This is a genomic window from Streptomyces sp. Root1304, from assembly GCF_001426405.1.
Classification (GTDB): domain Bacteria; phylum Actinomycetota; class Actinomycetes; order Streptomycetales; family Streptomycetaceae; genus Streptomyces.
This window is the reverse complement of sequence record NZ_LMEP01000024.1, coordinates 259,378-279,890: the sequence shown is the minus strand read 5'-3', so window position 1 is coordinate 279,890 and position 20,513 is coordinate 259,378. Positions and strand designations below refer to the sequence as shown.

21 protein-coding genes and 2 tRNA genes are annotated in these 20,513 nt (G+C 70.4%); 6 read left to right on the top strand and 17 right to left on the bottom strand.

Annotation, left to right across the window (positions count from 1 at the left end):
• The 5 genes from ASD33_RS25930 to ASD33_RS25915 form a co-directional block, all read right to left on the bottom strand.
• A complete protein-coding gene (locus ASD33_RS25930) occupies positions 1-1,245 on the bottom strand; it encodes a class E sortase (protein WP_056565228.1) in 1,245 nt (414 codons plus the stop codon).
• Positions 1,242-1,880: an aminodeoxychorismate/anthranilate synthase component II gene (locus tag ASD33_RS25925; protein WP_056565225.1), complete on the bottom strand. Its 639-nt coding sequence runs from the start codon at positions 1,878-1,880 to the stop codon at positions 1,242-1,244. The genes ASD33_RS25930 and ASD33_RS25925 overlap by 4 nt, the downstream gene beginning before the upstream one ends.
• Entirely contained in the window at positions 1,877-2,038 is a 162-nt protein-coding gene (locus ASD33_RS35185) for a hypothetical protein (protein WP_107103837.1), read from the bottom strand. The genes ASD33_RS25925 and ASD33_RS35185 overlap by 4 nt, the downstream gene beginning before the upstream one ends.
• A 64-nt stretch (positions 2,039-2,102) precedes the next feature.
• Complete coding sequence (locus ASD33_RS25920; protein ID WP_056565222.1) at positions 2,103-2,771, bottom strand: class E sortase; 669 nt, start codon at positions 2,769-2,771, stop codon at positions 2,103-2,105.
• Between the two features lie 30 nt (positions 2,772-2,801).
• Entirely contained in the window at positions 2,802-3,569 is a 768-nt protein-coding gene (locus tag ASD33_RS25915; protein ID WP_056565218.1) for a DUF881 domain-containing protein, read from the bottom strand.
• 140 nt (positions 3,570-3,709) lie between these two features.
• Here ASD33_RS25915 and crgA point away from each other — a divergent pair, with 140 nt between their 5' ends.
• Positions 3,710-3,964: a cell division protein CrgA gene (gene crgA, locus ASD33_RS25910; protein ID WP_056565215.1), complete on the top strand. Its 255-nt coding sequence runs from the start codon at positions 3,710-3,712 to the stop codon at positions 3,962-3,964.
• 294 nt (positions 3,965-4,258) lie between these two features.
• Here crgA and ASD33_RS25905 read toward each other — a convergent pair whose 3' ends face one another.
• Together ASD33_RS25905 and ASD33_RS25900 are read right to left on the bottom strand one after the other, a co-directional pair.
• On the bottom strand, positions 4,259-5,143 hold the full coding sequence (locus tag ASD33_RS25905) for a rhomboid family intramembrane serine protease (protein WP_056565212.1): 885 nt from the start codon (positions 5,141-5,143) through the stop codon (positions 4,259-4,261).
• Positions 5,144-5,166: 23 nt separating this feature from the next.
• Positions 5,167-5,694: a peptidylprolyl isomerase gene (locus ASD33_RS25900; protein ID WP_056565209.1), complete on the bottom strand. Its 528-nt coding sequence runs from the start codon at positions 5,692-5,694 to the stop codon at positions 5,167-5,169.
• Positions 5,695-5,866: 172 nt separating this feature from the next.
• Between ASD33_RS25900 and ASD33_RS25895 the strand changes: the two genes are divergently transcribed.
• Positions 5,867-6,577 carry a DUF5324 family protein gene (locus ASD33_RS25895; protein WP_056565206.1) on the top strand — a complete coding sequence of 237 codons (711 nt, stop codon included), beginning with the start codon at positions 5,867-5,869 and terminating at the stop codon, positions 6,575-6,577.
• Between the two features lie 212 nt (positions 6,578-6,789).
• Here ASD33_RS25895 and ASD33_RS25890 read toward each other — a convergent pair whose 3' ends face one another.
• The 3 genes from ASD33_RS25890 to ASD33_RS25880 form a co-directional block, all read right to left on the bottom strand.
• Positions 6,790-7,173 carry a DUF6344 domain-containing protein gene (locus ASD33_RS25890; RefSeq protein ID WP_056565204.1) on the bottom strand — a complete coding sequence of 128 codons (384 nt, stop codon included), beginning with the start codon at positions 7,171-7,173 and terminating at the stop codon, positions 6,790-6,792.
• Between the two features lie 210 nt (positions 7,174-7,383).
• Positions 7,384-8,472, bottom strand: coding sequence for an acyltransferase (locus ASD33_RS25885; protein WP_079045024.1), 1,089 nt, complete (start codon positions 8,470-8,472; stop codon positions 7,384-7,386).
• Between the two features lie 183 nt (positions 8,473-8,655).
• Positions 8,656-9,420 (bottom strand): DeoR/GlpR family DNA-binding transcription regulator, encoded by a 765-nt coding sequence (locus tag ASD33_RS25880; protein WP_056565202.1) that lies wholly within the window; start codon positions 9,418-9,420, stop codon positions 8,656-8,658.
• Between the two features lie 49 nt (positions 9,421-9,469).
• Between ASD33_RS25880 and ASD33_RS25875 the strand changes: the two genes are divergently transcribed.
• Entirely contained in the window at positions 9,470-9,853 is a 384-nt protein-coding gene (locus ASD33_RS25875; RefSeq protein ID WP_056565199.1) for a hypothetical protein, read from the top strand.
• Positions 9,850-10,626 (top strand): NUDIX domain-containing protein, encoded by a 777-nt coding sequence (locus ASD33_RS25870; protein ID WP_056565705.1) that lies wholly within the window; start codon positions 9,850-9,852, stop codon positions 10,624-10,626. The genes ASD33_RS25875 and ASD33_RS25870 overlap by 4 nt, the downstream gene beginning before the upstream one ends.
• On the opposite strand, the gene ASD33_RS25865 is transcribed toward ASD33_RS25870, so the two are convergent.
• Positions 10,617-10,689: transfer RNA gene (locus tag ASD33_RS25865), tRNA-Ala, on the bottom strand. The two genes, ASD33_RS25870 and ASD33_RS25865, sit on opposite strands and share 10 nt — an antisense overlap.
• A gap of 129 nt (positions 10,690-10,818) precedes the next feature.
• Between ASD33_RS25865 and ASD33_RS25860 the strand changes: the two genes are divergently transcribed.
• Positions 10,819-11,367 (top strand): DNA-binding protein, encoded by a 549-nt coding sequence (locus ASD33_RS25860; RefSeq protein WP_056565197.1) that lies wholly within the window; start codon positions 10,819-10,821, stop codon positions 11,365-11,367.
• 62 nt (positions 11,368-11,429) lie between these two features.
• Entirely contained in the window at positions 11,430-12,782 is a 1,353-nt protein-coding gene (locus ASD33_RS25855) for a serine/threonine-protein kinase (RefSeq protein WP_056565193.1), read from the top strand.
• A gap of 58 nt (positions 12,783-12,840) precedes the next feature.
• On the opposite strand, the gene ASD33_RS25850 is transcribed toward ASD33_RS25855, so the two are convergent.
• The 6 genes from ASD33_RS25850 to gyrB all read right to left on the bottom strand — a co-directional run bounded on the left by ASD33_RS25850 (position 12,841) and on the right by gyrB (position 20,169).
• Entirely contained in the window at positions 12,841-14,172 is a 1,332-nt protein-coding gene (locus ASD33_RS25850; RefSeq protein WP_056565191.1) for a hypothetical protein, read from the bottom strand.
• A 109-nt stretch (positions 14,173-14,281) separates the two neighbouring features.
• Positions 14,282-14,416, bottom strand: coding sequence for a DLW-39 family protein (locus ASD33_RS34535; RefSeq protein WP_003958712.1), 135 nt, complete (start codon positions 14,414-14,416; stop codon positions 14,282-14,284).
• Between the two features lie 158 nt (positions 14,417-14,574).
• Positions 14,575-14,648, bottom strand: a tRNA-Ile gene (locus ASD33_RS25845).
• Between the two features lie 121 nt (positions 14,649-14,769).
• A complete protein-coding gene (locus ASD33_RS25840; RefSeq protein ID WP_056565188.1) occupies positions 14,770-15,342 on the bottom strand; it encodes a DUF3566 domain-containing protein in 573 nt (190 codons plus the stop codon).
• Positions 15,343-15,448: 106 nt separating this feature from the next.
• A complete protein-coding gene (gene gyrA, locus ASD33_RS25835; RefSeq protein ID WP_056565185.1) occupies positions 15,449-18,097 on the bottom strand; it encodes a DNA gyrase subunit A in 2,649 nt (882 codons plus the stop codon).
• A gap of 41 nt (positions 18,098-18,138) precedes the next feature.
• On the bottom strand, positions 18,139-20,169 hold the full coding sequence (gyrB, locus tag ASD33_RS25830; protein WP_056565182.1) for a DNA topoisomerase (ATP-hydrolyzing) subunit B: 2,031 nt from the start codon (positions 20,167-20,169) through the stop codon (positions 18,139-18,141).
• Between the last annotated feature and the right edge of the window lie 344 nt (positions 20,170-20,513).

Sequence of the window (20,513 nt, the reverse complement as noted above, 5' to 3'; positions counted from 1 at the left end):
TCAGCCTACGAGCGCTTTCGGCTTTCCCTTGCTGCGCGGGCGTTCCTCGACGAGCCTGCCCCACACGATCATGCGGTAGGTGCTGGTGAACTCGGGTGTGCAGGTGGTCAGCGTGATGTACCGGCCGGGCCCGTCGAAGCCGGACTGCTTCGGTACGGGGTCGATCACGGAGACGTTCGAGGGCGAGGTCTGCGGCAGGATGCTCGCCATCTCGTAGGTGTAGTACGCGCTCCGCGTCTCGACGACGATCGGGTCGCCGGGCTTCAACTGGTTGATGTACCGGAACGGTTCGCCGTGGGTGTTGCGGTGGCCGGCGACCGCGAAGTTGCCCTGCTCGTCGGCGGGCATGGCGGTCTTGAGCTTGCCCTCGCCGTAGTGGCCGACCATGCCCTTGTCGAGGACCTTGCTCTTGCTGATGCCCTCGGCGACGGGGACGACGACGTCCAGCTTGGGGATGTACATGATGGCGAAGCCCTGGCCGGGTTCGAAGGCGTCCGGTGCCGTGCTGTCGCCCTGGTCGCCCTTGGCCCAGGTGTCCTCGATCTGTTCCTTGGCGCGGTCGGTCTCCTGCCCGGCGAGGACGTTGGTCCACCACAGCTGGTAGGTGACGAAGAGCAGCATGACGACGCCGAAGGTGATGAAGAGTTCACCGACGGCCCGGCTGGCGACGACGCCGACGCTGTCCTTGGCGGCGCGGGCGGCGCGGCGGGCCTCGACGCGGGAGAGCGGGGCGGCGGGCCGGTCGTCGGGGGAGTCGGTGGCGGGGCCTCTACGGCCTTTGGCGCGGCCTCCCTTGGCGGCGCGGCGGCGTTCGGCACGGCCGGGCCCGGGAAGCGGTTCGGGAGTCGGCTCGGGGGTGGGCCCGGGAAGGGGCTCCACGGCCTCCAGGACCATCGTCTCGTCAGGGGAGGGCCGCGGGGACTCCTCCGCCTCGTACGGCGCGTACGGGGCCGCGTAGGGGCTTTCCTGGGCGGCGGTCCCGTAGGAGGGCGCGGGCGTCTCGTACGCGTACGGCTCGGCCGGCGGGTAGGGCTCCGCGGGGGCGTACGACGGTCCTGGCGCGTACGGCCCGGTGGGCGCGTACCGCTGCTCCGCGGGCGCGTACGGCTCACCGGAGGCGTACGCATCCCCCTGCGCGTAGGGCTCCGCGGGTACGTGGGGTTCTACGGGTACGTACGGCTCCGCGGGTATCGGCTCGGGCCCCGGTTCGTTCGCCGGCCGGAACCACGGAGAGCCCGTCGTCACGCGACGGCCTTGCCCACCACCGGCGCGAGCCCCGCCGACCGTCCGACCGCCCCCTTGTCGCCGCACTGCTCCAGCCAGTTGGCGAGCATCAGGTGGCCGTGCTCGGTGAGGACGGACTCGGGGTGGAACTGCACGCCCTCGACGAGGAGTTCGCGGTGACGCAGGCCCATGATGATGCCGTCCTCGGTCCGCGCGGTGACCTCCAGCTCGGCCGGCAGGGCGGCGGGCTCGGCGGCCAGCGAGTGGTAGCGGGTCGCGGTGAACGGCGACGGCAGCCCGGCGAAGACGCCCCGGCCCTCGTGCGTGACGAGGGAGGTCTTGCCGTGCAGCAGCTCGGGCGCGCGGTCGACGACGCCGCCGTACGCGACGGCCATGGACTGCATGCCGAGGCAGACGCCGAAGACGGGCACCCCGGTGTCCGCGCAGTGCCGGACCATGTCGATGCAGACCCCGGCCTGTTCGGGCGCGCCGGGTCCGGGCGAGAGCAGGACGCCGTCGAAGCCGTCCTGGGCGTGGCTCAGCTCGACCTCGTCGTTGCGGAGGACCTCGCACTCGGCACCGAGCTGGTAGAGGTACTGGACGAGGTTGAAGACGAAGCTGTCGTAGTTGTCGACGACGAGAATCCGCGCGCTCACTGGCCGTCCACCGTCACATCGTTGAACGGAAGCAGTGGCTCCGCCCAGGGGAACACGTACTGGAAGAGGACGTAGACGATCGCGAGGACCAGCACGATCGAGAGCAGCGCCCGCACCCACGCGTTGCCCGGCAGATGCCGCCAGATCCAGCCGTACATGACGTCGACCGCCCCTTCCGTTCGTTACGGGGACCAGAGTACGGGGCGAGGGCGCCGTGGGGGGTCAGCTGTCCAAAGCCCGTGGACGGCCGTCGGCGACCGGCCGGGTGGCGTCGAGGTGCGCCCAGACGACGAGCCGGTGGCTGCTGCCCCACTCGGGGTCGCAGGTGGTGAGGGTCAGATAGCGGCCGGGTCCGTCGAAGCCCGACTTCCGGGGCAGCGGGTCGACGACCCCGACGTCGGTGGGGACGGTCCGGTAGGGGCCGCGGTCGATCCGGTACGTGAACCAGGTCGTCCCGTCGGTCAGGACCACCGCGTCGCCGGGGCGCAGCCGGGGGAAGTCCTTGAAGGGGTCCCCGTACGTGCGGCGGTGTCCCGCGACGGAGAAGTTGCCGGTCCCGCCGAGCCGGGCGGTGGCCGCGTAGTGCCCGAGGCCCTTCTTGAGGACGCCCGGTCCGGTGCCTTCGAGGACCGGCCACTTCCAGTCCTTGCCGAGCCGGGGGACGTACATGACGGCGATGCCCTTGCCGGGGGCGTACGGACGCGCGCGCGTGGGGGCGGGTCCGGCGGCCACGGGGACGCTCGTCCACTCCCGCTGGAGGGTGTCGATCTGGCCGGCGCTCGCGCTCTGCGCCTGGACGCCGGTCCAGTAGAGGACGTACACGACGAAGAGGACGATCAGGGCGCCGACGGTGAGGCAGAGTTCGCTGAAGGTCCGTACGACGAGCCTCAAGCGCCCCTCCCGGTGCCCGTTCGCCGGTGGTCAGCTCACCGGCTTCGCCTGGTGGAGGTCCACTGTGCCCGAGTAGCCGGGAAGAGTCACCGTCCTGTGCTCGTCGACTTTCCAGCCGAGCCCGTAGGCCTTCACGTACAGCTGGTAGTTCTGGAGGGCCGGGGAGCCCGCGAGCGCCTTGTTCAGCTTCCCCCGGTCACCGACGGCGGTGATCTTGTAGGGGGGCGAGTAGACGCGGCCCTGGAGGATCAGGGTGTTGCCGACGCAGCGGACGGCGCTGGTGGAGATGAGCCGCTGGTCCATGACGCGGATGCCCTCGGCGCCGCCCTGCCACAGGGCGTTGACGACGGCCTGGAGGTCCTGCTGGTGGATGACCAGGTCGTTGGCCTGCGGTTCGGGGTATCCGGGGGCGGCCTGGGCGTTCGGCGGGGCGTCGTTCAGGGTGACGGTGAGGCCGGATCCGGAGACCTCGCTGGTCCCCGCGGCCGCTTCGAGCGCGTCGAGCCTCGCGTCCTCCGCGCGGGTGGAGCCGTCGTCGCGGGCGGCGAGGGAGTCGACCTGGGAGCGGAGGGCGGCGGTGGTCTCGTCGAGGCCGGCGTTCTTGTGGCTGCGCTCCTCGATCAGGTCGGAGAGGCGCAGGAGCGAGGCGTCCGTGCGGATGTTGGTGCCCTTGGCGGTGTTGAAGCTCGTGACGAAGATCAGTCCGGCGAGGGCGAAAACGGCAAGGGTGAGGACGCGGACGGGGCGCCACCTGGTGGTGCGGCCCGGCCCTTCGGGAGTGCCGGCGGAATTGCTCAACGTACCCTGATCCCCTTCGGTGCCGCGGAACCACTACGCTAACGGACGCCTGGGGGACGCAGACGTCCTCCTTCGTCACATCCCGGCGCCAGCCACAGTTCCCTGCGCGGTCACGCAGCGCATCGACAGGAGAGTCCCTCGTGCCGAAGTCACGGATCCGCAAGAAGGCCGACTTCACGCCCCCGCCCGCGAAGCAGGCGACCAACATCAAGCTGACCAACCGCAGCTGGGTGGCGCCTGTGATGCTGGCGCTGTTCGCCATCGGTCTGGTGTGGATCGTGGTCTTCTACGTCACCGACGGTTCGATGCCGGTCGAGTCGATCCGGAACTGGAACATCGTGGTGGGCTTCGGCTTCATCGCGGCCGGGTTCGGCGTCTCCACGCAGTGGAAGTAGCGGCGGTCTAGCCTCCCCGGAGGCCGCTCGTCAAGTTCTCCCCTGAACTTATCCACAGCGTTGTTCACAGCACTGGATAACTTACGAAGATCTGTGGATAACTCGCACCGAGTTGACACCGGTATGACCGGAATCACCTCCGTACGAACGCCTCGCGCCCCTCGCCTCCCTGGAGAAACACCAGGTCAGAGGCGAGGGGCGCAGTGTTTCCCCACCCAGCGGGGACAACCCGCCACGCACTGTGGATAACTCTGGGGAAAGCTCACAGAAAAGCTCGTCCAGAGCCCTCCGTGCTCAGGTGAGCGCCGCCGTACGGGCGAGCACGATCCCCACGTCCACGAGCAGCAGCAGCCCCACGGCCCCGTACTGCACGAGGTCCCGGCGGGCCCGCGGCGCGTGCACGAGCGCGTACGTCACCACGAGACCCGCGACGAGACCGCCGACGTGGGCCTCCCAGGAGATCCCCGGACGGGTGAATGTCATGAGGAGCGACAGGGCCACGAAGAGGATCACCGGCCGCATGTCGTGACGGCGGCGGCGGGCCAGCACCACCCAGGCCCCGATCAGTCCGTAGACGATGCCGGAGGCACCGAGCGAGGGCTGGTTGGGCGCGGCGACCAGATAGGCGAGCACGGATCCGGAGAGCCCGGAGAGCAGGCAGAGGGCCGCGAACCTGATCCGCCCCAGCTCGGGTTCGACGATCCCGCCGATCACCCACAGGCCCAGCACGTTGAAGAGGATGTGCCAGACCTCCTGGTGGAGGACGGTCGAGGTGAACAGCCGGTACCACTCCCCGTCCGCGACCCCGACGACCTCGCCGAGCGGCGGGCTGAAGGCGTGCCCGATGAGCACCAGCTCGTCGACGAGCCGGTCGCCGACGACCAGGACCGCGAGGTAGACGGCGAGGTTGATCCCGATGAGGATCTTGGTGACGAAGCGGCCGTCCGTCCTCACCCGGCCGCCGGCGAGCGTCCTGGGCGTGTTGGCGTCGGGGGCGTGCCCGGTGCCGGAGCCGTTGCGGACGCAGTCGGGGCACTGGAACCCGACGGAGGCGGAGACCATGCACCGGGTGCAGATCGGCTTGTCGCAGCGGGTGCAGCGGATGCCGGTCTCGGCCTCCGGGTGGCGGTAGCAGCGGGGCGGACCGGCCTGTGGGTCCGTGGAAGGTCGCGGGTCCATGGGAGGTTCCGGTTCCTTCCGCCTCAGCGCTTCTCGATCACCACGGTGTGGACGACCACGGGCTCGACCGGCCGCTCGGTGTGCGGGTCGGTCGCGACGGCCGCGATGGTGTCGACGACCTCGCGGCTCCGCTTGTCCACGACCTCGCCGAAGATGGTGTGCTTGCGGTTCAGCCAGGTCGCGGGGGCGACGGTGACGAAGAACTGCGAGCCGTTGGTGCCGGGCCCCGCGTTGGCCATGGCGAGCAGGTAGGGGCGGTCGAAGAAGAGCTCCGGGTGGAACTCGTCGGCGAACGCGTACCCGGGGTCGCCTGTGCCGTCCCCGAGCGGGTCGCCGCCCTGGATCATGAAGCCCTTGATGACCCGGTGAAAGACCGTGCCGTCGTACAGCGGGTCCGAGGAGACCTTGCCGGTCGCGGGGTGGGTCCACTCGCGCTCGCCGCCGGCGAGTTCCACGAAGTTCCGCACCGTCTTCGGGGCGTGGAACGGCATCAGCCGCACCTCGATGTCACCCAGGCTGGTCTTGAGGATCGCGTACAGCTGCTCGGCCACGGTCGCCTTCCGTCCACGTCATGTCGCGTCATGCCACGTCTGTCCCTGGCGTGTCCGATCCTCGCATGCCCCGGATGCCCGCCCCGCATGCCGGACTTCGCTGCGGCAGGCATGATTCCGAAAAGGATGGAAAGGTGAAAAACCGACATCGCCACCGAGGAGGAGGAATCCCGTGACCCGCTTGGACAGCGTGCGCGCCGCGACAGGTTCGGCGAAGGAGAGCGTCCTGCACGCCGCGGACGTGGTGGCGCCGTACGCCGGCACGGCCAAGGACCAGGCCTCGCACTACGCGCACGAGGCGCGCGTGCTGATCGCGCCGAAGGTCTCGAAGGCCGCGCTGCTGGCCCGGGAGCAGGCTCGTGCGCAGTACGACTCGTATGTCGCACCGCATGTTCCGCCGCGGGTCGACGCGGCCGCACACCGTGCGGCGGTCAAGACCCGCCGGGCCGCCCGTCAGGCGGCCGACTACACCGTTCCCCGGGTCGAGCAGGCGGTCGCCGCGACCGGGCCGGTCATCGAGGAGGCCGGGGCGCGATCCACCGCCGCCTGGGCCGCGCTGCGCGGTCAGGTGACACCGGAGGAGATCCGGAAGATCGTGAAGAAGCACGAGCGTCGGGCCAGGGCCGGACGCCTCGCCAAGGGCCTGCTGGTCCTGGGCGTTCTCGCCGGCGGCGCGTTCGCCGCCTGGAAGTGGTGGGACAGGCAGGCCAATCCCGACTGGCTCGTCGAACCGCCCGCTCCCACCGAGGTGGACGAGGAGACCGTCCCGCCGTCCGTCGACGGCAGTGGGGCTTCGCTCGACCCGGAGGTGGAGGCCAAGGAGACCGAGGCCGAAGCCACGGCCGCAGCCGAAGAGGCCGCCGAACGCGACAAGCGCCGCTGACCGGTCCTACCGGGGTGTTGCCGGGGTTCCACGAGGTTCACGCGGGGTACTGCCCGAGCCTCATCGAGGCTCTGTGAGGTTCTGGTGGGTCCTGCTGGGGTCCTGCTGGGGTCCTGCTGAGGTCCTGCTGGGGTCCTGCTGAGGTCCTACGGGTTCCCTGCCGCAGGGGCGTCCGGTGCGGGGAGGCGCGTGTACGCGTCCGCTCCCCGCACCTACGCCGCCGCGGCGAGCGCCGGCTCGGTCAGCGCGGCCGGCTCGTCGTGGTCGGCCGCGACGGGCACGCCGGCCGTCGAGCGGTTGCGGGAGGCGGGAGAGGAACCGTGGGCCTCGGCGGCGATGCGCTGCTTGATGGTGGGCGGCAGGGAACGGTCCCCGGCCGGCGGCAGGCGGTGCGCCCGCTGTGCGGGTACGGAGGCGGTCGCGCGCTCCCCCGCGGCGGCGGGAGTCGCGGCGGGTCCGGCGGCCGGCTCCTCCGGCTGCTGGACGGCGGGCTGCTGGGCCGCGGCGGCGGTGCCCGCCAGGCCGACGGAGGCGAGCAGGGCGAAGAGGACGGAGATGAAGGCGGTCCAGAACTGCTTGACCTTGGCGGTGGCCATGGCCCCTCACTTTCGTGGCGTTCTCGGATGGTTCATTTCGGTTTGCGCGCTTTACGTACTTTCCTCATGATGAGGATGCGCGCCCGATTTGCCCGGAGCGTCGCCGCTGCCGCGCAGTTCTTCCGATGAACACCACCCGTCCGGCCCCATGAGGACCGGACGGATACCGCGAACGCCTGGGAAAGGCGTGGTGGGGCTTCTCCTGTACGCCTAGGAAAGGCGCTGCTTCAGATACCGGCTCAGCGGCTTCTCGACCACCTTGTGGACCAGGTAGGAGAGGACCAGCATTCCGCCGACGAGCGAGCCGAGAAGCACCCACGGGTCGACGCCGCGGGGCGCGAAGTAGCTGATGAACTCCCAGCCGATGATCTGGTGCAGCAGATACAGCGGGTACGTCAGCGCGCCCGCGATCGGCAGCCAGCGCCACTTGATGCCCGAGAGCTTGCCGGTCGCGATCAGCCCCATGACGCCGAAGAACGCGGCGAGCAGCACGATGACCGGCCAGGCCGCGCGGTCACCGAGGAAGGTGAGGCGCCGGAACTCCTCCATGGTGGGGGCGAGGGAGGCGCAGAAGGAGACGCCGACGATGCCCCACAGCAGCAGGTTCGGGCGGAAGCGGTACATCAGGTAGAACGCCATGCCGGCGATGAAGAACCAGCTGTACTCGGGGATCAGCAGCAGCCGCAGCGGGCCGGGCGGGGCCTTCGCGACGAGGATCGTGGCCGCGCCCCAGACGCAGCAGAACGCGATCACGCGCTGGTAGGTGAGGCCGAACCAGGCCATCGCCGCGAAGAGCAGGTAGAAGCGGAGCTCCGTGAAGAGCGTCCAGTAGACGGGGTCGACGTGGTCGACCCGGAGGGGCTGCTGGAGCATCGTCAGGTTGGTGAGGATGTCGTTCCAGGCGAGGTGGCGACGGCCTCCGGGGATCACCATGACGGTGACGCTGGTCGCGATGACCGCGAACCAGTAGGCCGGATAGAGCCGCACGACACGGGAGACGAAGAACGCCTTCACCGGTCGGCCCCAGGCACTCATGCAGATGACGAAACCGCTGATCACGAAGAACAGCTGGACGCCGAGATAGCCGTACGCCGATATTCGGAATGTCTCGGGGAATATCTCCTTGACCGGCGTCGGCCAGCCGCCGCCGCGGGCCGTGAAGTGGTACATGACCACCATCAGCGCGGCGCCGAGACGCAGTCCGTCGAGCGCGTAGAGGCGCCCGGGCCGCCTGGTGCCGAGGGACGGCGCGAGCGGAGTCCCGGTCCGTATTCGGGTCGAGGGCATCACGGACTGCATCTGGTTCAACACTCGAAGATCCCCACCTAGGTCTGCGGCCGGAGAGCGTCCCCCGGGTCGCACGGGGCGTCAGCTCGGCGCAGTGAGCATAAGTGGCGCACAGATTCCTTACAACTTTCGATTTGCAAGACGTGCCGACCGTCGAGTACGGAACGCGGCGCGGAACAGTCGGTGTGGGGCCGGTCAATCCCTCCCGGCCGTCAGGACCTCCACTCCGCGCGCCGAGAGCTGTTCGACGACCGGGTGGGCGGGGTCCGCGTCGGTGATCAGTCCGCTGGTCTCCTCCCAGGGCAGCACACGGAACCGGGAGGCCGTGCCGATCTTCTCGGACGAGGCGAGGACGTACGTCTCCGCCGCCCGCCCCGCCAGGGCGCGCTTCATCGCGGCCTCCTCGGCGTCGCCGGTGGTCAGCCCCGCCTCGGGGTGGACGCCGGTGACACCGAGGAGGCACAGGTCGGCCGAGACGTTCTGCGCGGCCTCCACCGCGGCGGCGCCGCAGGCGACCGCCGAGTGCTTGAAGAGGCGCCCGCCGAGCAGGAAGACCTCGGCCCGCGGATGGTCGAGCAGCGCGACCGCGACGGTCGGGCTGTGGGTGATCACGGTGCAGTCCAGGTCCGGCGCGAGGGCGCGGGCCACCGCGAGCGCGGTGGTGCCGCCGTCCAGGATCACCGCGCCGCCCGGCCGGACGAGCCCGGCGGCCACCGCGGCGACCCGCTGCTTCCCGTCCGGGGTGACGGCCTTCCGGGCTGCGTAGCCCACGAGCGCGGGGGAGACGGGCAGCGCCCCGCCGTACACCCGCTGACAGAGCCCCTCGGCCGCCAGGTCGCGCAGATCGCGCCGCACGCTGTCCTCGGAGATGCCCAGGTCGGCGGCGACGTCCTTGGCGACGATCTTGCCCTCGCGGGCGAGAAGGTTCAGCAGGTGGTCGCGTCGTTCGGCAGCCAGCATCCGCACTCTCTCCTGTTCTTGCACGTTTCTGCATGTATCGTAGCGCGCCATGACCGACAAGCCGATGCTCATCCTCATCGCCGGGCCCTACCGTTCCGGCACCGAAGGCGACCCGCGGGCCATGGCCGCGAACCTCGCCCGCCTCGAAGAGGCGGCCTGGCCGGTGTTCGCCGCCGGACACCTCCCCGTGATCGGGGAGTGGATCGCCCTGCCCGTCCTGCGCTCGGCCGGTGCCGGCCCCACCGACCCCCTCGCCGACGAGGTCCTCTACCCGACCGCCCACCGCCTGCTCACCCACTGCGACGCCGTGCTCCGGCTCCCCGGCGAATCCGCCGGCGCCGACCAGGACGTCGCCACCGCCCGCCGCCGCGGCCTGCCGGTCTTCCACCACGCGGACGAGATCCCCCGCCGCACCCCGCGGGAGGACGCGTGAGTCCGCGCGGTGACACCGGTACCGGTAACGGCCCCCTCGCCCCCGGCAGCCCCGGAACCCCCGGCGTCGACACCCCCGACCACCGCGGCCGCACCGGCCTCGACCGCGCCGGCCGCGACCTGGACCGCAACCCCGGCGTCGTGGTGCGTGACGTCGAGCTCACCTCGCGGGGCTGGCACGTGCTGCGGCGCACCACCTTCGACTACCGGCGCCGCGACAGGCGCTGGGAGACCCGGCAACGCGAGACCTACGACCGGGGCAACGGCGCCGTCGTCCTGCCGTACGACATCGCGCGCGGCCGCGTCCTGCTGACCCGCCAGTTCCGCTACCCGGCCTACGTCAACGGCCACCCGGACGGCGTCCTCGTCGAGGCCGCCGCAGGACTCCTCGACGGCGAGGACCCGGTCGCCGCCGTCCGCCGCGAGGCCGCCGAGGAACTGGGCGTCACGCTCGGCCCGCTCACCCACGTCCTCGACGCCTATATGAGCCCGGGATCGGTCACCGAACGCCTGCACTTCTACGCGGCCCCCTACACGGCGGCCGACCGCACCGGGGACGGCGGCGGCCTCGAAGAGGAGGGCGAGGACATCGAGGTGCTGGAGCTGCCCTTCGCCGACGCGCTCGCGATGGTCCGCGACGGCCGCGTCACCGACGGCAAGACCGTGCTCCTCCTGCAGTGGGCGGCCCTGGACGGCCCCTTCGCCACCCATGCGAAAACACCCCCTCCGACCGCGTTTACGCAGGTCGAAGGGGGTGTACGGGGTGGAGCCTAGGGGAGTCGAACCCCTGACATCTGCCATGCAAAGACAGCGCTCTACCAACTGAGCTAAGGCCCCGGAACGAGGACAGCGTACCGGGTCACCCCCCATGTCCGGCAAAAGGATTGGGACTCCCGGTCCGCGACCACTCTCCGTAAGATGCTGACCGAGGTTCGCAGTGGCGAACCTAAGGGATGGGGAGAAGTGATGGACGCAGCGCAGCAGGAAGCCACGGCCAGAGCCAGAGAGCTTCAGCGCAGTTGGTACGGGGAGCCGTTGGGGGCGCTCTTCCGTCGGCTGATCGACGATCTCGGGCTCAATCAGGCCAGGCTCGCGGCCGTGCTCGGCCTCTCTGCGCCCATGCTGTCCCAGCTGATGAGCGGCCAGCGGGCCAAGATCGGAAACCCCGCGGTCGTCCAGCGCGTCCAGGCCCTCCAGGAGCTCGCCGTCCAGGTCGCCGACGGCAGCGTCAGCGCCGCCGAGGCCGCCGACCGGATGGACGAGGTCAAGAAGTCGCAGGGCGGCTCCGTCCTCACCGCCACCGGTCAGACGACCACCGGCTCGGGCGCGCCGACCGTCCGCCGGGTGGTCCGCGAGATCCAGTCGCTGCTGCGCTCCGTAGCGGCGGCCGGCGACATCATCGACGCCGCCGACTCCCTCGCCCCGGCCCACCCGGAGCTGGCAGAGTTCCTCCGGGTGTACGGCGCGGGGCGCACGGCGGACGCGGTCGCCCACTACGAGTCGCACCAGAACTGACGCGGGCGGGCAGCCGGCCGGCACCGCCGAGAGACGAAGCAACGGGGAGCGGGCGCAGCACGATGGGTGAGGTCTTCGCCGGGCGGTACGAGCTGGTCGACCCGATCGGACGGGGCGGGGCGGGCGCGGTGTGGCGCGCCTGGGACCACCGCCGCCGGCGCTACGTGGCGGCCAAGGTGCTCCTGCAGAGCGACGCCCACACGCTGCTCCGCTTCGTCCGCGAGCAGGCGCTGCGGATCGACCATCCGCACGTCCTCGCCCCGGCCAGCTGGGCCGCCGACGACGACAAGGTCCTCTTCACCATGGACCTCGTCGCCGGCGGCTCCCTGGCGCACGTCATCGGCGACTACGGCCCGCTGCCGCCCCGCTTCGTCTGCGTCCTGCTCGACCAGCTGCTCTCGGGCCTGGCCACGGTGCACGCCGAGGGGGTCGTCCACCGGGACATCAAGCCCGCGAACATCCTCATGGACGTCACCGGCACCGGCCGGCCGCACCTGCGGCTCTCCGACTTCGGCATCTCGATGCGGAAGGGCGAGCCGCGCCTCACCGAGACCAACTACGTGGTGGGCACGCCCGGTTACTTCGCGCCCGAGCAACTCCTCGGCGCCGAGCCCGACTTCACCGCCGACCTGTTCGCCGTCGGCCTGGTCGCGCTCTATCTCCTCCAGGGCCGCAAGCCGGACTCCCAGGCCCTGGTCGCGCACTTCATCGAGTACGGCACTCCCGGCGCCCCCGAGGGCATCCCCGAGCCCCTGTGGCAGGTGCTGGCGGGGCTGCTCCAGCCCGATCCGCAGGCCCGCTTCCGTACGGCCACGGGGGCGCGGAAGGCGCTCAGCGCGGCCGTGGAGATGCTTCCCGAGCCGGGCGCCGACGCGGAGCGGGTCGAGATCTTCGACCAGCTCGGCCCCCTGCCGGAGGGCTTCGGCCCGGAGGGCCCCACGACCGCGACGACGGCGACGGCGCCCATGACGGCGGCGGTCCCCCCGGCACCGGCGACGCCCCCCACGGACCCGCCCGGCTCCACCGTCCCGATGACCGGGGCCGCCGCGCCCGTCCACCCGCCGACGCCCCACCCCTCCGAGACGGGCAGCTTCCACCTGCCCCCGCCCGTCGCGCACCCGGACCCCGCCTTCGCGCAGACCCCCACCGCGGGGGCGCCGTACGGACAGGGCCCCGCCGCGGGAACGCCGTACGCCCAGAGCCCCGTCGCGGGAACGTCGTACGCCCAGGCCCCCACGCCTCCCTACGCCGCGCCGCCCGCGTCCTTCCCGCCGCACACCCCGCCCGCGCACCCGGCGCCGCGGGCCGCCGCGCCCGTACGCCGACCGGGACCGCCCCCGAAGGTGACGATCCCGGTCCTGCTGCTCGCGCTGGTCTGCTTCGCGGTCGGCTTCTGGGCCCTCTCCCAGACCTGAGCCGGCCGCTGCGGAACGGACCCGCCCCGCAAGGCACGGACCCGCCCCGCGGGCCCTCCTAGACCGCCCGGCGCCGCGCCAGCAGCGTCCACCCGCCGAGCCCGAGGAGCAGGGCCGTACCGCTGCCGATCCCGGCGACGGCGACCACCCGCATCGTGCCGCCGCGCTCCGCGGCCCGCTCCCCCGAGGAGCCGTTCGCGGCCGCCTGCCTGTCGTCGGCGGTCACCGCGAACGGCCCGGGGTCGCCGTCGTACCCGGGGCCGGGCTTCGCGGTCCCCCGTACGGAGACCCGCAGGGTCAGCGGCACGGTCCCGTCCCCGTACTCCTTGGCGAGCGCCGGGCTGAGGGTGGCGGACAGGTAGTACCAGCCGGCGAACCGCATGCCGCTGGTGCCCTCGTCGTACGAGGTGCGGTTCTCGTGGGCCACCGGCCGCTGCGCGTCGAGGACGAGCGTCGACTGCTTCCCGTCGTAGCTGGCGGTCTTCTCGTCGACGTGTCCGAGCGCCGGGTTCTCCAGGGAGAGCACCAGGGCGTTGCCGATGTACTCGTCACCGGCGGCGCTGCTGCCGAGTTCGGCGCTGGCGAAGAGCTGCTGCCCCCAGTCGACGGGCACCCGGTAGAAGAGCGTCTGGCCGGGCCGGATGTCGGACCGCCACTCGCCCTCGGTCAGCGAGGTGGCGTCATGGACGCCGGCGCCTCCCTGACGGGCCTTCGGGCCGCCTGGCGGGGGCCCGGGGGTGGCGGAGGGCCACGCCTCCGGCAGTTCGGTCGGGCCGGCCTTCTTGAGGACCGGCTCGGTCGTGTAGCGGATCTCCAGCTCCCAGTCGTCGGGGCTGGAGGTCGCCTTCGACTGCCGCTCGACGAGCACGTAGTACGCGCCCGCGTTCTGGCAGCTGGAGCTGTCGGCGTCGACGATGCGCCGGGCGTACGCGGCGAGCGGCCGGGTGTACTCGGCCGAGGTGAAGTTCGTCTGCTGGTAGCCGCACTCGGTGCCGGAGCCGTCCTGCAGGCTGATCTTGACGCCGTCCCCGTACTCGACCCTGCCGCCGGTCTTCGGGACGGCGACCACGGAGACATAGGCGTTGCGCCGGTCGTCGAGGTCGACGCGGTAGTAGACCTTGCCGTCCTTCTTGAGCGTGTCGCGGTAGGTCCGACCGGTCTTCAGCGGTGCCGCGTCGGAGCTGGAGGCGGCCCCGGCGACCCGCTCGGTGCCGCTGTCGAAGGCGTACGGCGGAAGGGGAGCCCCGTCGGCCCGGAGTGAAGTCCCCGTGGCCCGGAGCGAGGTCCCCGCGGCCCACACCGGCCCCGGCAGCGCCACCACCGCCCCCAGCGCCGCGACCGCCGTGATCAGGGCCCCCGCCCTCCGGACGAGGCCGGCCTGCGTCTTCACGCGCTTCTCCCCTTCACTTCACTTAAGCAAGTCGACAATTTGCTCAGGCAAAGCAAAGCCCCGGCCCGCTCACGCGCGGCCGGGGCTTCACCCACAGACGATCTTCGTCTCAGACACCCGAACCTGCGGGCACGGAGTCGGTCGCCTCCGTCCACAGATCCTGCTCGGCGCGATCCGCCTGGATCTGGCGGTACACGAGGAGCCCGCCGATGGCGGCCAGTGCGACCAGGAGAAGCTTCTTCACCGCGCGACCTCGTCTTTCGTTGACGTAGGAGACTTCTGACGCCCACTCTACACATCGACCGATACCGATCGGTGACCTGTACGAGGTTCAAACCTCCGTCGGTCCCCGAACAGACGAAACGACCCGGACGGAGGAACCGTCCGGGTCGTTTCGATATGTGGGGCTAACAGGATTTGAACCTGTGGCCTCATCCTTATCAGGGATGCGCTCTAACCAACTGAGCTATAGCCCCGCCGCGCTCTGCGGTGTGTGTCCCGCGCGCTGACTCCTGAAGATTAGCGCACGTGGGGGCCAGTCCCAAAATCGGTTCTCGCCCGGCCCCCCACGCAGGTCACCCGCAGGTCATCCGACCGTCATTCGTCCTCGGCCAGCGTGAGTTCCACGCCGCCCACGAACCCGGCCGACAGGTTGTAGATGAACGCGCCCAGGGTCGCCAGCGCGGTCATCAGGACCACGTCGATCACGGCGATCACCGAGGTGAACATCAGCACCCGCGGCAGCGACAGGAACGACTGCAGATCGAAGCCGTTGGACTCGTTCGAGCCCGTGGCCTCGCTGATCGTCCCGCCGACCGTCGAGAAGACGCCCATGGCGTCCATGACCATCCACAGCACCGCCGCCGCGACGACCGTGCAGATGCCCAGTGCGATGGAGAGCAGGAAGCTCACCTTCATCACCGACCACGGATCGGCCTTGGCCACCCGCAGCCGCGCCTTGCGCGTACGGGGCGTCGTGCGTGCCCCCGTACGCGGCCGGCGCACGGCCCCGGTCTGGCCGCCCGCCGTACCGCCGCCGCCCGGCGCCGCAGCGCCGTACGCCTGCGGCGGGTGGTACGGACCGCCCGGCTGCTGCGCACCCGCGCGTTCGCCGGGCAGCGGCCCGTTGTAGGTCTCGTACGGGGGCTGCTGCCCCCGAGTGTCCGTCACCGCAACCCCCTGGGAGTCCGTGGCGGGGCCACGGGCGCCGTTCGCTCCAGCACCAGCAGAAGCTCCGGCAGCCGCCGATCCGGCGCCCGTGGCTCCACTCACGCTCTTACTCCTCGTGCTCCCCGGCCGAGGGCTCCGTGCCCTCGACTGCCTCGGTCTCGGCCACCACGGCCTCGACCACCGCGCTCCCGGACGCTTCCACGGCGCCCTCGGCGTCGATGACGTCGTCGGTGTCCTCGACGTCGTCCTCGCCACCGGCCTCGGCGTTCCGCGCGATGCCGACGACGGCGTCGCGCTTGCCCAGGTTGATCAGCTGGACGCCCATGGTGTCACGGCCGGTCTCCCTGACTTCGTTGACTCGCGTACGAATCACACCGCCGGACAGCGTGATGGCGAGGATCTCGTCCGTCTCCTCGACCACCAGCGCGCCCACGAGCGAGCCGCGGTCCTCCACGATCTTGGCGGCCTTGATACCCAGGCCGCCACGGCCCTGGACGCGGTACTCGTCGACGGGGGTGCGCTTCGCGTACCCGCCGTCGGTCGCGGTGAAGACGAACGTACCGGGCCGGACGACATTCATCGAGAGCAGCTCGTCGTCCGCGCGGAAACTCATCCCCTTGACGCCCGAGGTGGCACGTCCCATCGGACGCAGCGCGTCGTCCGTGGCGGTGAAGCGGATCGACTGCGCCTTCTTGCTGATGAGCAGCAGGTCGTCCTCGGCGGAGACCAGCTCGGCGCCGATCAGCTCGTCGGCGACGCCTTCGGCGCCGTTGTCCGTCTCCCGGAGGTTGATCGCGATGACACCACCCGAACGCGGCGAGTCGTAGTCCTTCAGCGCGGTCTTCTTGACGAGGCCGGCCTTCGTGGCCAGCACCAGGTACGGCGCGGCCTCGTAGTCGCGGATCGCCAGGATCTGGGCGATCTGCTCGTCCGGCTGGAAGGCCAGCAGGTTCGCGACGTGCTGGCCTCGCGCGTCCCGGCCGGCGTCGGGCAGCTCGTACGCCTTCACGCGGTAGACCCGGCCCTTGTTCGTGAAGAACAGCAGCCAGTGGTGGGTCGTGGAGACGAAGAAGTGGTCGACGATGTCGTCCTGCTTCAGCTTCGTGCCGCGCACGCCCTTGCCGCCGCGCTTCTGCGAGCGGTAGTCCTCGGTCTTCGTCCGCTTCACGTAGCCACCGCGCGAGATGGTGACGACGATGTCCTCCTCGGCGATCAGGTCCTCGATGGACATGTCACCGTCGAAGGGCACGAGCTTGGAGCGGCGGTCGTCGCCGAACTTCTCGACGAGCGCGGCCAGCTCCTCGCTGACGATGCTGCGCTGGCGCTCCGGCGAGGCCAGGATCGCGTTGTACTCGTCGATCTTCGCCTGGAGCTCGTCGTGCTCGGCGACGATCTTCTGGCGCTCCAGGGCGGCGAGCCGGCGGAGCTGCATCTCCAGGATCGCGTTGGCCTGGATCTCGTCGATCGCGAGCAGCTGCATCAGGCCGCCGCGGGCGACGTCGACGGTCTCGCTGCGGCGGATGAGCGCGATGACCTCGTCGATCGCGTCCAGGGCCTTGAGCAGACCGCGCAGGATGTGGGCGCGCTCCTCGGCCTTGCGCAGCCGGAACTTCGTCCGGCGGACGATGACCTCGATCTGGTGCGTCACCCAGTGGCGGATGAACGCGTCGAGCGAGAGGGTGCGCGGCACGCCGTCGACGAGCGCCAGCATGTTCGCGCCGAAGTTCGTCTGCAGGTCGGTGTGCTTGTACAGGTTGTTGAGGACGACCTTGGCGACGGCGTCGCGCTTGAGCACGATGACCAGGCGCTGGCCGGTCCGGGACGAGGTCTCGTCGCGGACGTCGGCGATGCCGCCGATCTTGCCGTCCTTGACCAGGTCGGCGATCTTCTGCGCGAGGTTGTCCGGGTTGGTCTGGTACGGAAGCTCCGTGACCACCAGGCACTGGCGGTTGTGGATCTCCTCGACCTCGACGACCGCGCGCATCGTGATCGAGCCACGGCCGGTGCGGTACGCCTCCTCGATGCCCTTGCGGCCGACGACGAGCGCGCCGGTCGGGAAGTCGGGGCCCTTGATCCGCTCGATCAGCGCGTCGAGGAGTTCCTCGTGGCTGGCCTCCGGGTGCTCCAGCGCCCACTGGGCGCCGGCCGCGACCTCGCGCAGGTTGTGCGGCGGGATGTTGGTGGCCATGCCGACGGCGATGCCGGCGGAGCCGTTGATCAGCAGGTTCGGGAACCGGGCCGGCAGGACCGTCGGCTCCTGGTTGCGGCCGTCGTAGTTGTCCTGGAAGTCGACGGTCTCCTCGTCGATGTCCCGGAGCATCTCCATCGACAGCGTCATGAGCTTGCACTCGGTGTACCGCATGGCGGCGGCCGGGTCGTTGCCCGGGGAGCCGAAGTTGCCGTTGGAGTCGACGAGCGGCATGCGCATCGACCAGGGCTGGGCCAGGCGGACGAGGGCGTCGTAGATCGAGGAGTCGCCGTGCGGGTGGTACGTACCCATGACGTCACCGACGACGCGGGCGCACTTGTAGAAGCCCTTCTCGGGCCGGTAGCCGCCGTCGTACATCGCGTACAGCACGCGACGGTGGACGGGCTTGAGGCCGTCCCGTACGTCGGGCAGCGCGCGGGACACGATGACGGACATCGCGTAGTCGAGGTACGAGCGCTGCATCTCGGTCTCGAGCCCGACGGGCTCGATGCGCAGGACGGGCTCTTCTTCTTCGGTGGTCCCGGTCGGGGTGTTTTCGTCGGCCATTGCTGGTCGTCAGTCCTTTCGTACGGTCAGCTGAGACCGACTCAGATGTCGAGGAAGCGAACGTCCTTGGCGTTCCGCTGGATGAACGAGCGGCGTGCCTCGACGTCCTCGCCCATCAGCACCGAGAACAGGTCGTCGGCCTGCGCGGCGTCGTCCAGGGTGACCTGGCCGAGCACGCGGTGCTCGACGTCCATGGTGGTGACGCGCAGCTCCTCGGCGTTCATCTCGCCGAGACCCTTGAAGCGCTGGATCGAGTCTTCCCTGATCCGCTTGCCGTTCTGCTTGCCCAGCTCGACGAGCGCGTCCCGCTCCCGGTCCGAGTACGCGTACTCGAAGTCGTCCCGGCCCCACTTGATCTTGTAGAGCGGCGGGCGGGAGAGGTAGACGTGACCGGCCTCGACCAGCGGACGCATGAAGCGGAAGAGGAAGGTGAGCAGCAGGGTGTTGATGTGCTGACCGTCGACGTCGGCGTCCGCCATCAGGATGATCTTGTGATAGCGGAGCTTCTCGATGTCGAAGTCCTCGTGCACACCGGTGCCGAAGGCCGAGATCAGGGCCTGGACCTCGGTGTTCTGGAGGATCTTGTCGATCCGGGCCTTCTCGACGTTCAGGATCTTGCCGCGGATCGGCAGGATGGCCTGGTACATCGGGTTGCGGCCGGACTTCGCCGAGCCGCCGGCGGAGTCGCCCTCGACGATGAAGATCTCGCACTTGGCGGGGTCGTTCGACTGGCAGTCCGAGAGCTTGCCCGGCAGCGAGGCCGACTCCAGGAGGCCCTTGCGGCGGGTCAGGTCGCGGGCCTTGCGGGCGGCCACGCGCGCGGTGGCGGCCTGGATGCCCTTGCGGATGATGTCCGCGGCCTCGTTCGGGTTGCGGTCGAACCAGTCCGTCAGGTGCTCGTGGACGACCTTCTGGACGAAGGTCTTCGCCTCGGTGTTGCCGAGCTTCGTCTTCGTCTGGCCCTCGAACTGCGGCTCGCCGAGCTTGATCGAGATGATCGCGGTCAGACCCTCGCGGATGTCGTCGCCCGTGAGGTTGTCGTCCTTCTCGCGGAGCAGCTTCTTGTCGCGCGCGTACTTGTTGACCAGCGTGGTCAGCGCGGCGCGGAAGCCCTCCTCGTGCGTACCGCCCTCGTGGGTGTGGATCGTGTTCGCGAAGGAGTACACGCCCTCGCTGTACGAGGAGTTCCACTGCATCGCGATCTCGACCGAGAGCAGACGCTCCTTGTCCTCGGCCTCGATGTCGATGATGGTGGGGTTGATCAGCTCGCCCTTGCGCGAGTTGAGGTACTTCACGAAGTCGACGATGCCGCCCTCGTAGTGGTACTTCACCGTGCGCGCGGTCGGCTCGGCGGCCGCCTCGGCGTCCGGGTCGTCGGCGCCGACGGTCGCCTTCGCGGACTCGCGCTCGTCGGTGAGGGCGATGGTCAGGCCCTTGTTGAGGAAGGCCATCTCCTGGAAGCGCCGCGAGAGCGTCTCGAAGGAGTACTCGGTGGTCTCGAAGATGTCCGGGTCGGACCAGAACGTCACCGAGGTGCCGGTCTCGTCGGTCGCCTCGTGCTGGGCGAGGGGCGCGGTCGGGACGCCCATCTTGTAGTCCTGCGTCCAGCGGTAGCCGTCGGTCCTGATCTCCACGGAGACCTTGGTCGACAGGGCGTTCACGACGGAGACGCCGACGCCGTGCAGACCGCCGGAGACGGCGTAGCCGCCGCCGCCGAACTTGCCGCCCGCGTGCAGCACGGTCAGCACGACCTCGACGGCCGGCTTGCCCTCGGAGGCCACGATGCCCACCGGGATGCCGCGGCCGTTGTCGACGACGCGGACGCCGCCGTCGGGCAGGATCGTCACGTCGATGGTGTCGGCGTGCCCGGCCAGGGCTTCGTCGACCGAGTTGTCGACGACCTCCTGCACCATGTGGTGCAGGCCGCGCTCACCGGTCGAGCCGATGTACATGCCAGGGCGCTTGCGCACGGCATCCAGGCCTTCGAGGACCTGGATGTTGCTGGCGGTGTACTGGTTGTTCTCGTTGGGGTCGCCGGAATCGGCCACGAAGCGCCCTTTCTGGCACAGCACAGGCCGTTCTCCGGGCATACGGGAGCGGCTGCGTCGTTCGACATGTTCCGCAGGGTGGCGGGATTGTCTCCCAGTCTACCGGTAGCGCCGACAGTCATGGGGGTTTGCCGGTCCCTGAGTCCGCATGTGCCGCCCTGAGCGGGAGCAAGACGACTCCCCATATCCGGACAGGGTCTCCAGAGCCCCCTGACGGCCACCCAGCGCTTCGAGTCGTAGCGCGTTGTGGCAGCGACGCCGCCGCGTTGTGGACGGGCTCGCCGCCACGTCGTCGGCAGCGGCGCCGCCGCGTTGTGGGCAGACGTTCCGCAGGGCGGAACGGGTGGGCACAACGCCACCCGCGCAGC

What these genes read in the sequence shown, in the direction of transcription:
- ASD33_RS25885 (WP_079045024.1), bottom strand. Translation starts at nt 8,472, where the DNA reads ATGCAGTCCGTGATGCCCTCGACCCGAATACGGACCGGGACTCCGCTC.
- ASD33_RS25860 (WP_056565197.1), top strand. Translation starts at nt 10,819, where the DNA reads ATGGACGCAGCGCAGCAGGAAGCCACGGCCAGAGCCAGAGAGCTTCAG.
- ASD33_RS25905 (WP_056565212.1), bottom strand. Translation starts at nt 5,143, where the DNA reads ATGGACCCGCGACCTTCCACGGACCCACAGGCCGGTCCGCCCCGCTGC.
- ASD33_RS25890 (WP_056565204.1), bottom strand. Translation starts at nt 7,173, where the DNA reads ATGGCCACCGCCAAGGTCAAGCAGTTCTGGACCGCCTTCATCTCCGTC.
- ASD33_RS35185 (WP_107103837.1), bottom strand. Translation starts at nt 2,038, where the DNA reads ATGTACGGCTGGATCTGGCGGCATCTGCCGGGCAACGCGTGGGTGCGG.
- ASD33_RS25875 (WP_056565199.1), top strand. Translation starts at nt 9,470, where the DNA reads ATGACCGACAAGCCGATGCTCATCCTCATCGCCGGGCCCTACCGTTCC.
- gyrA (WP_056565185.1), bottom strand. Translation starts at nt 18,097, where the DNA reads ATGGCCGACGAAAACACCCCGACCGGGACCACCGAAGAAGAAGAGCCC.
- ASD33_RS25855 (WP_056565193.1), top strand. Translation starts at nt 11,430, where the DNA reads ATGGGTGAGGTCTTCGCCGGGCGGTACGAGCTGGTCGACCCGATCGGA.
- ASD33_RS25880 (WP_056565202.1), bottom strand. Translation starts at nt 9,420, where the DNA reads ATGCTGGCTGCCGAACGACGCGACCACCTGCTGAACCTTCTCGCCCGC.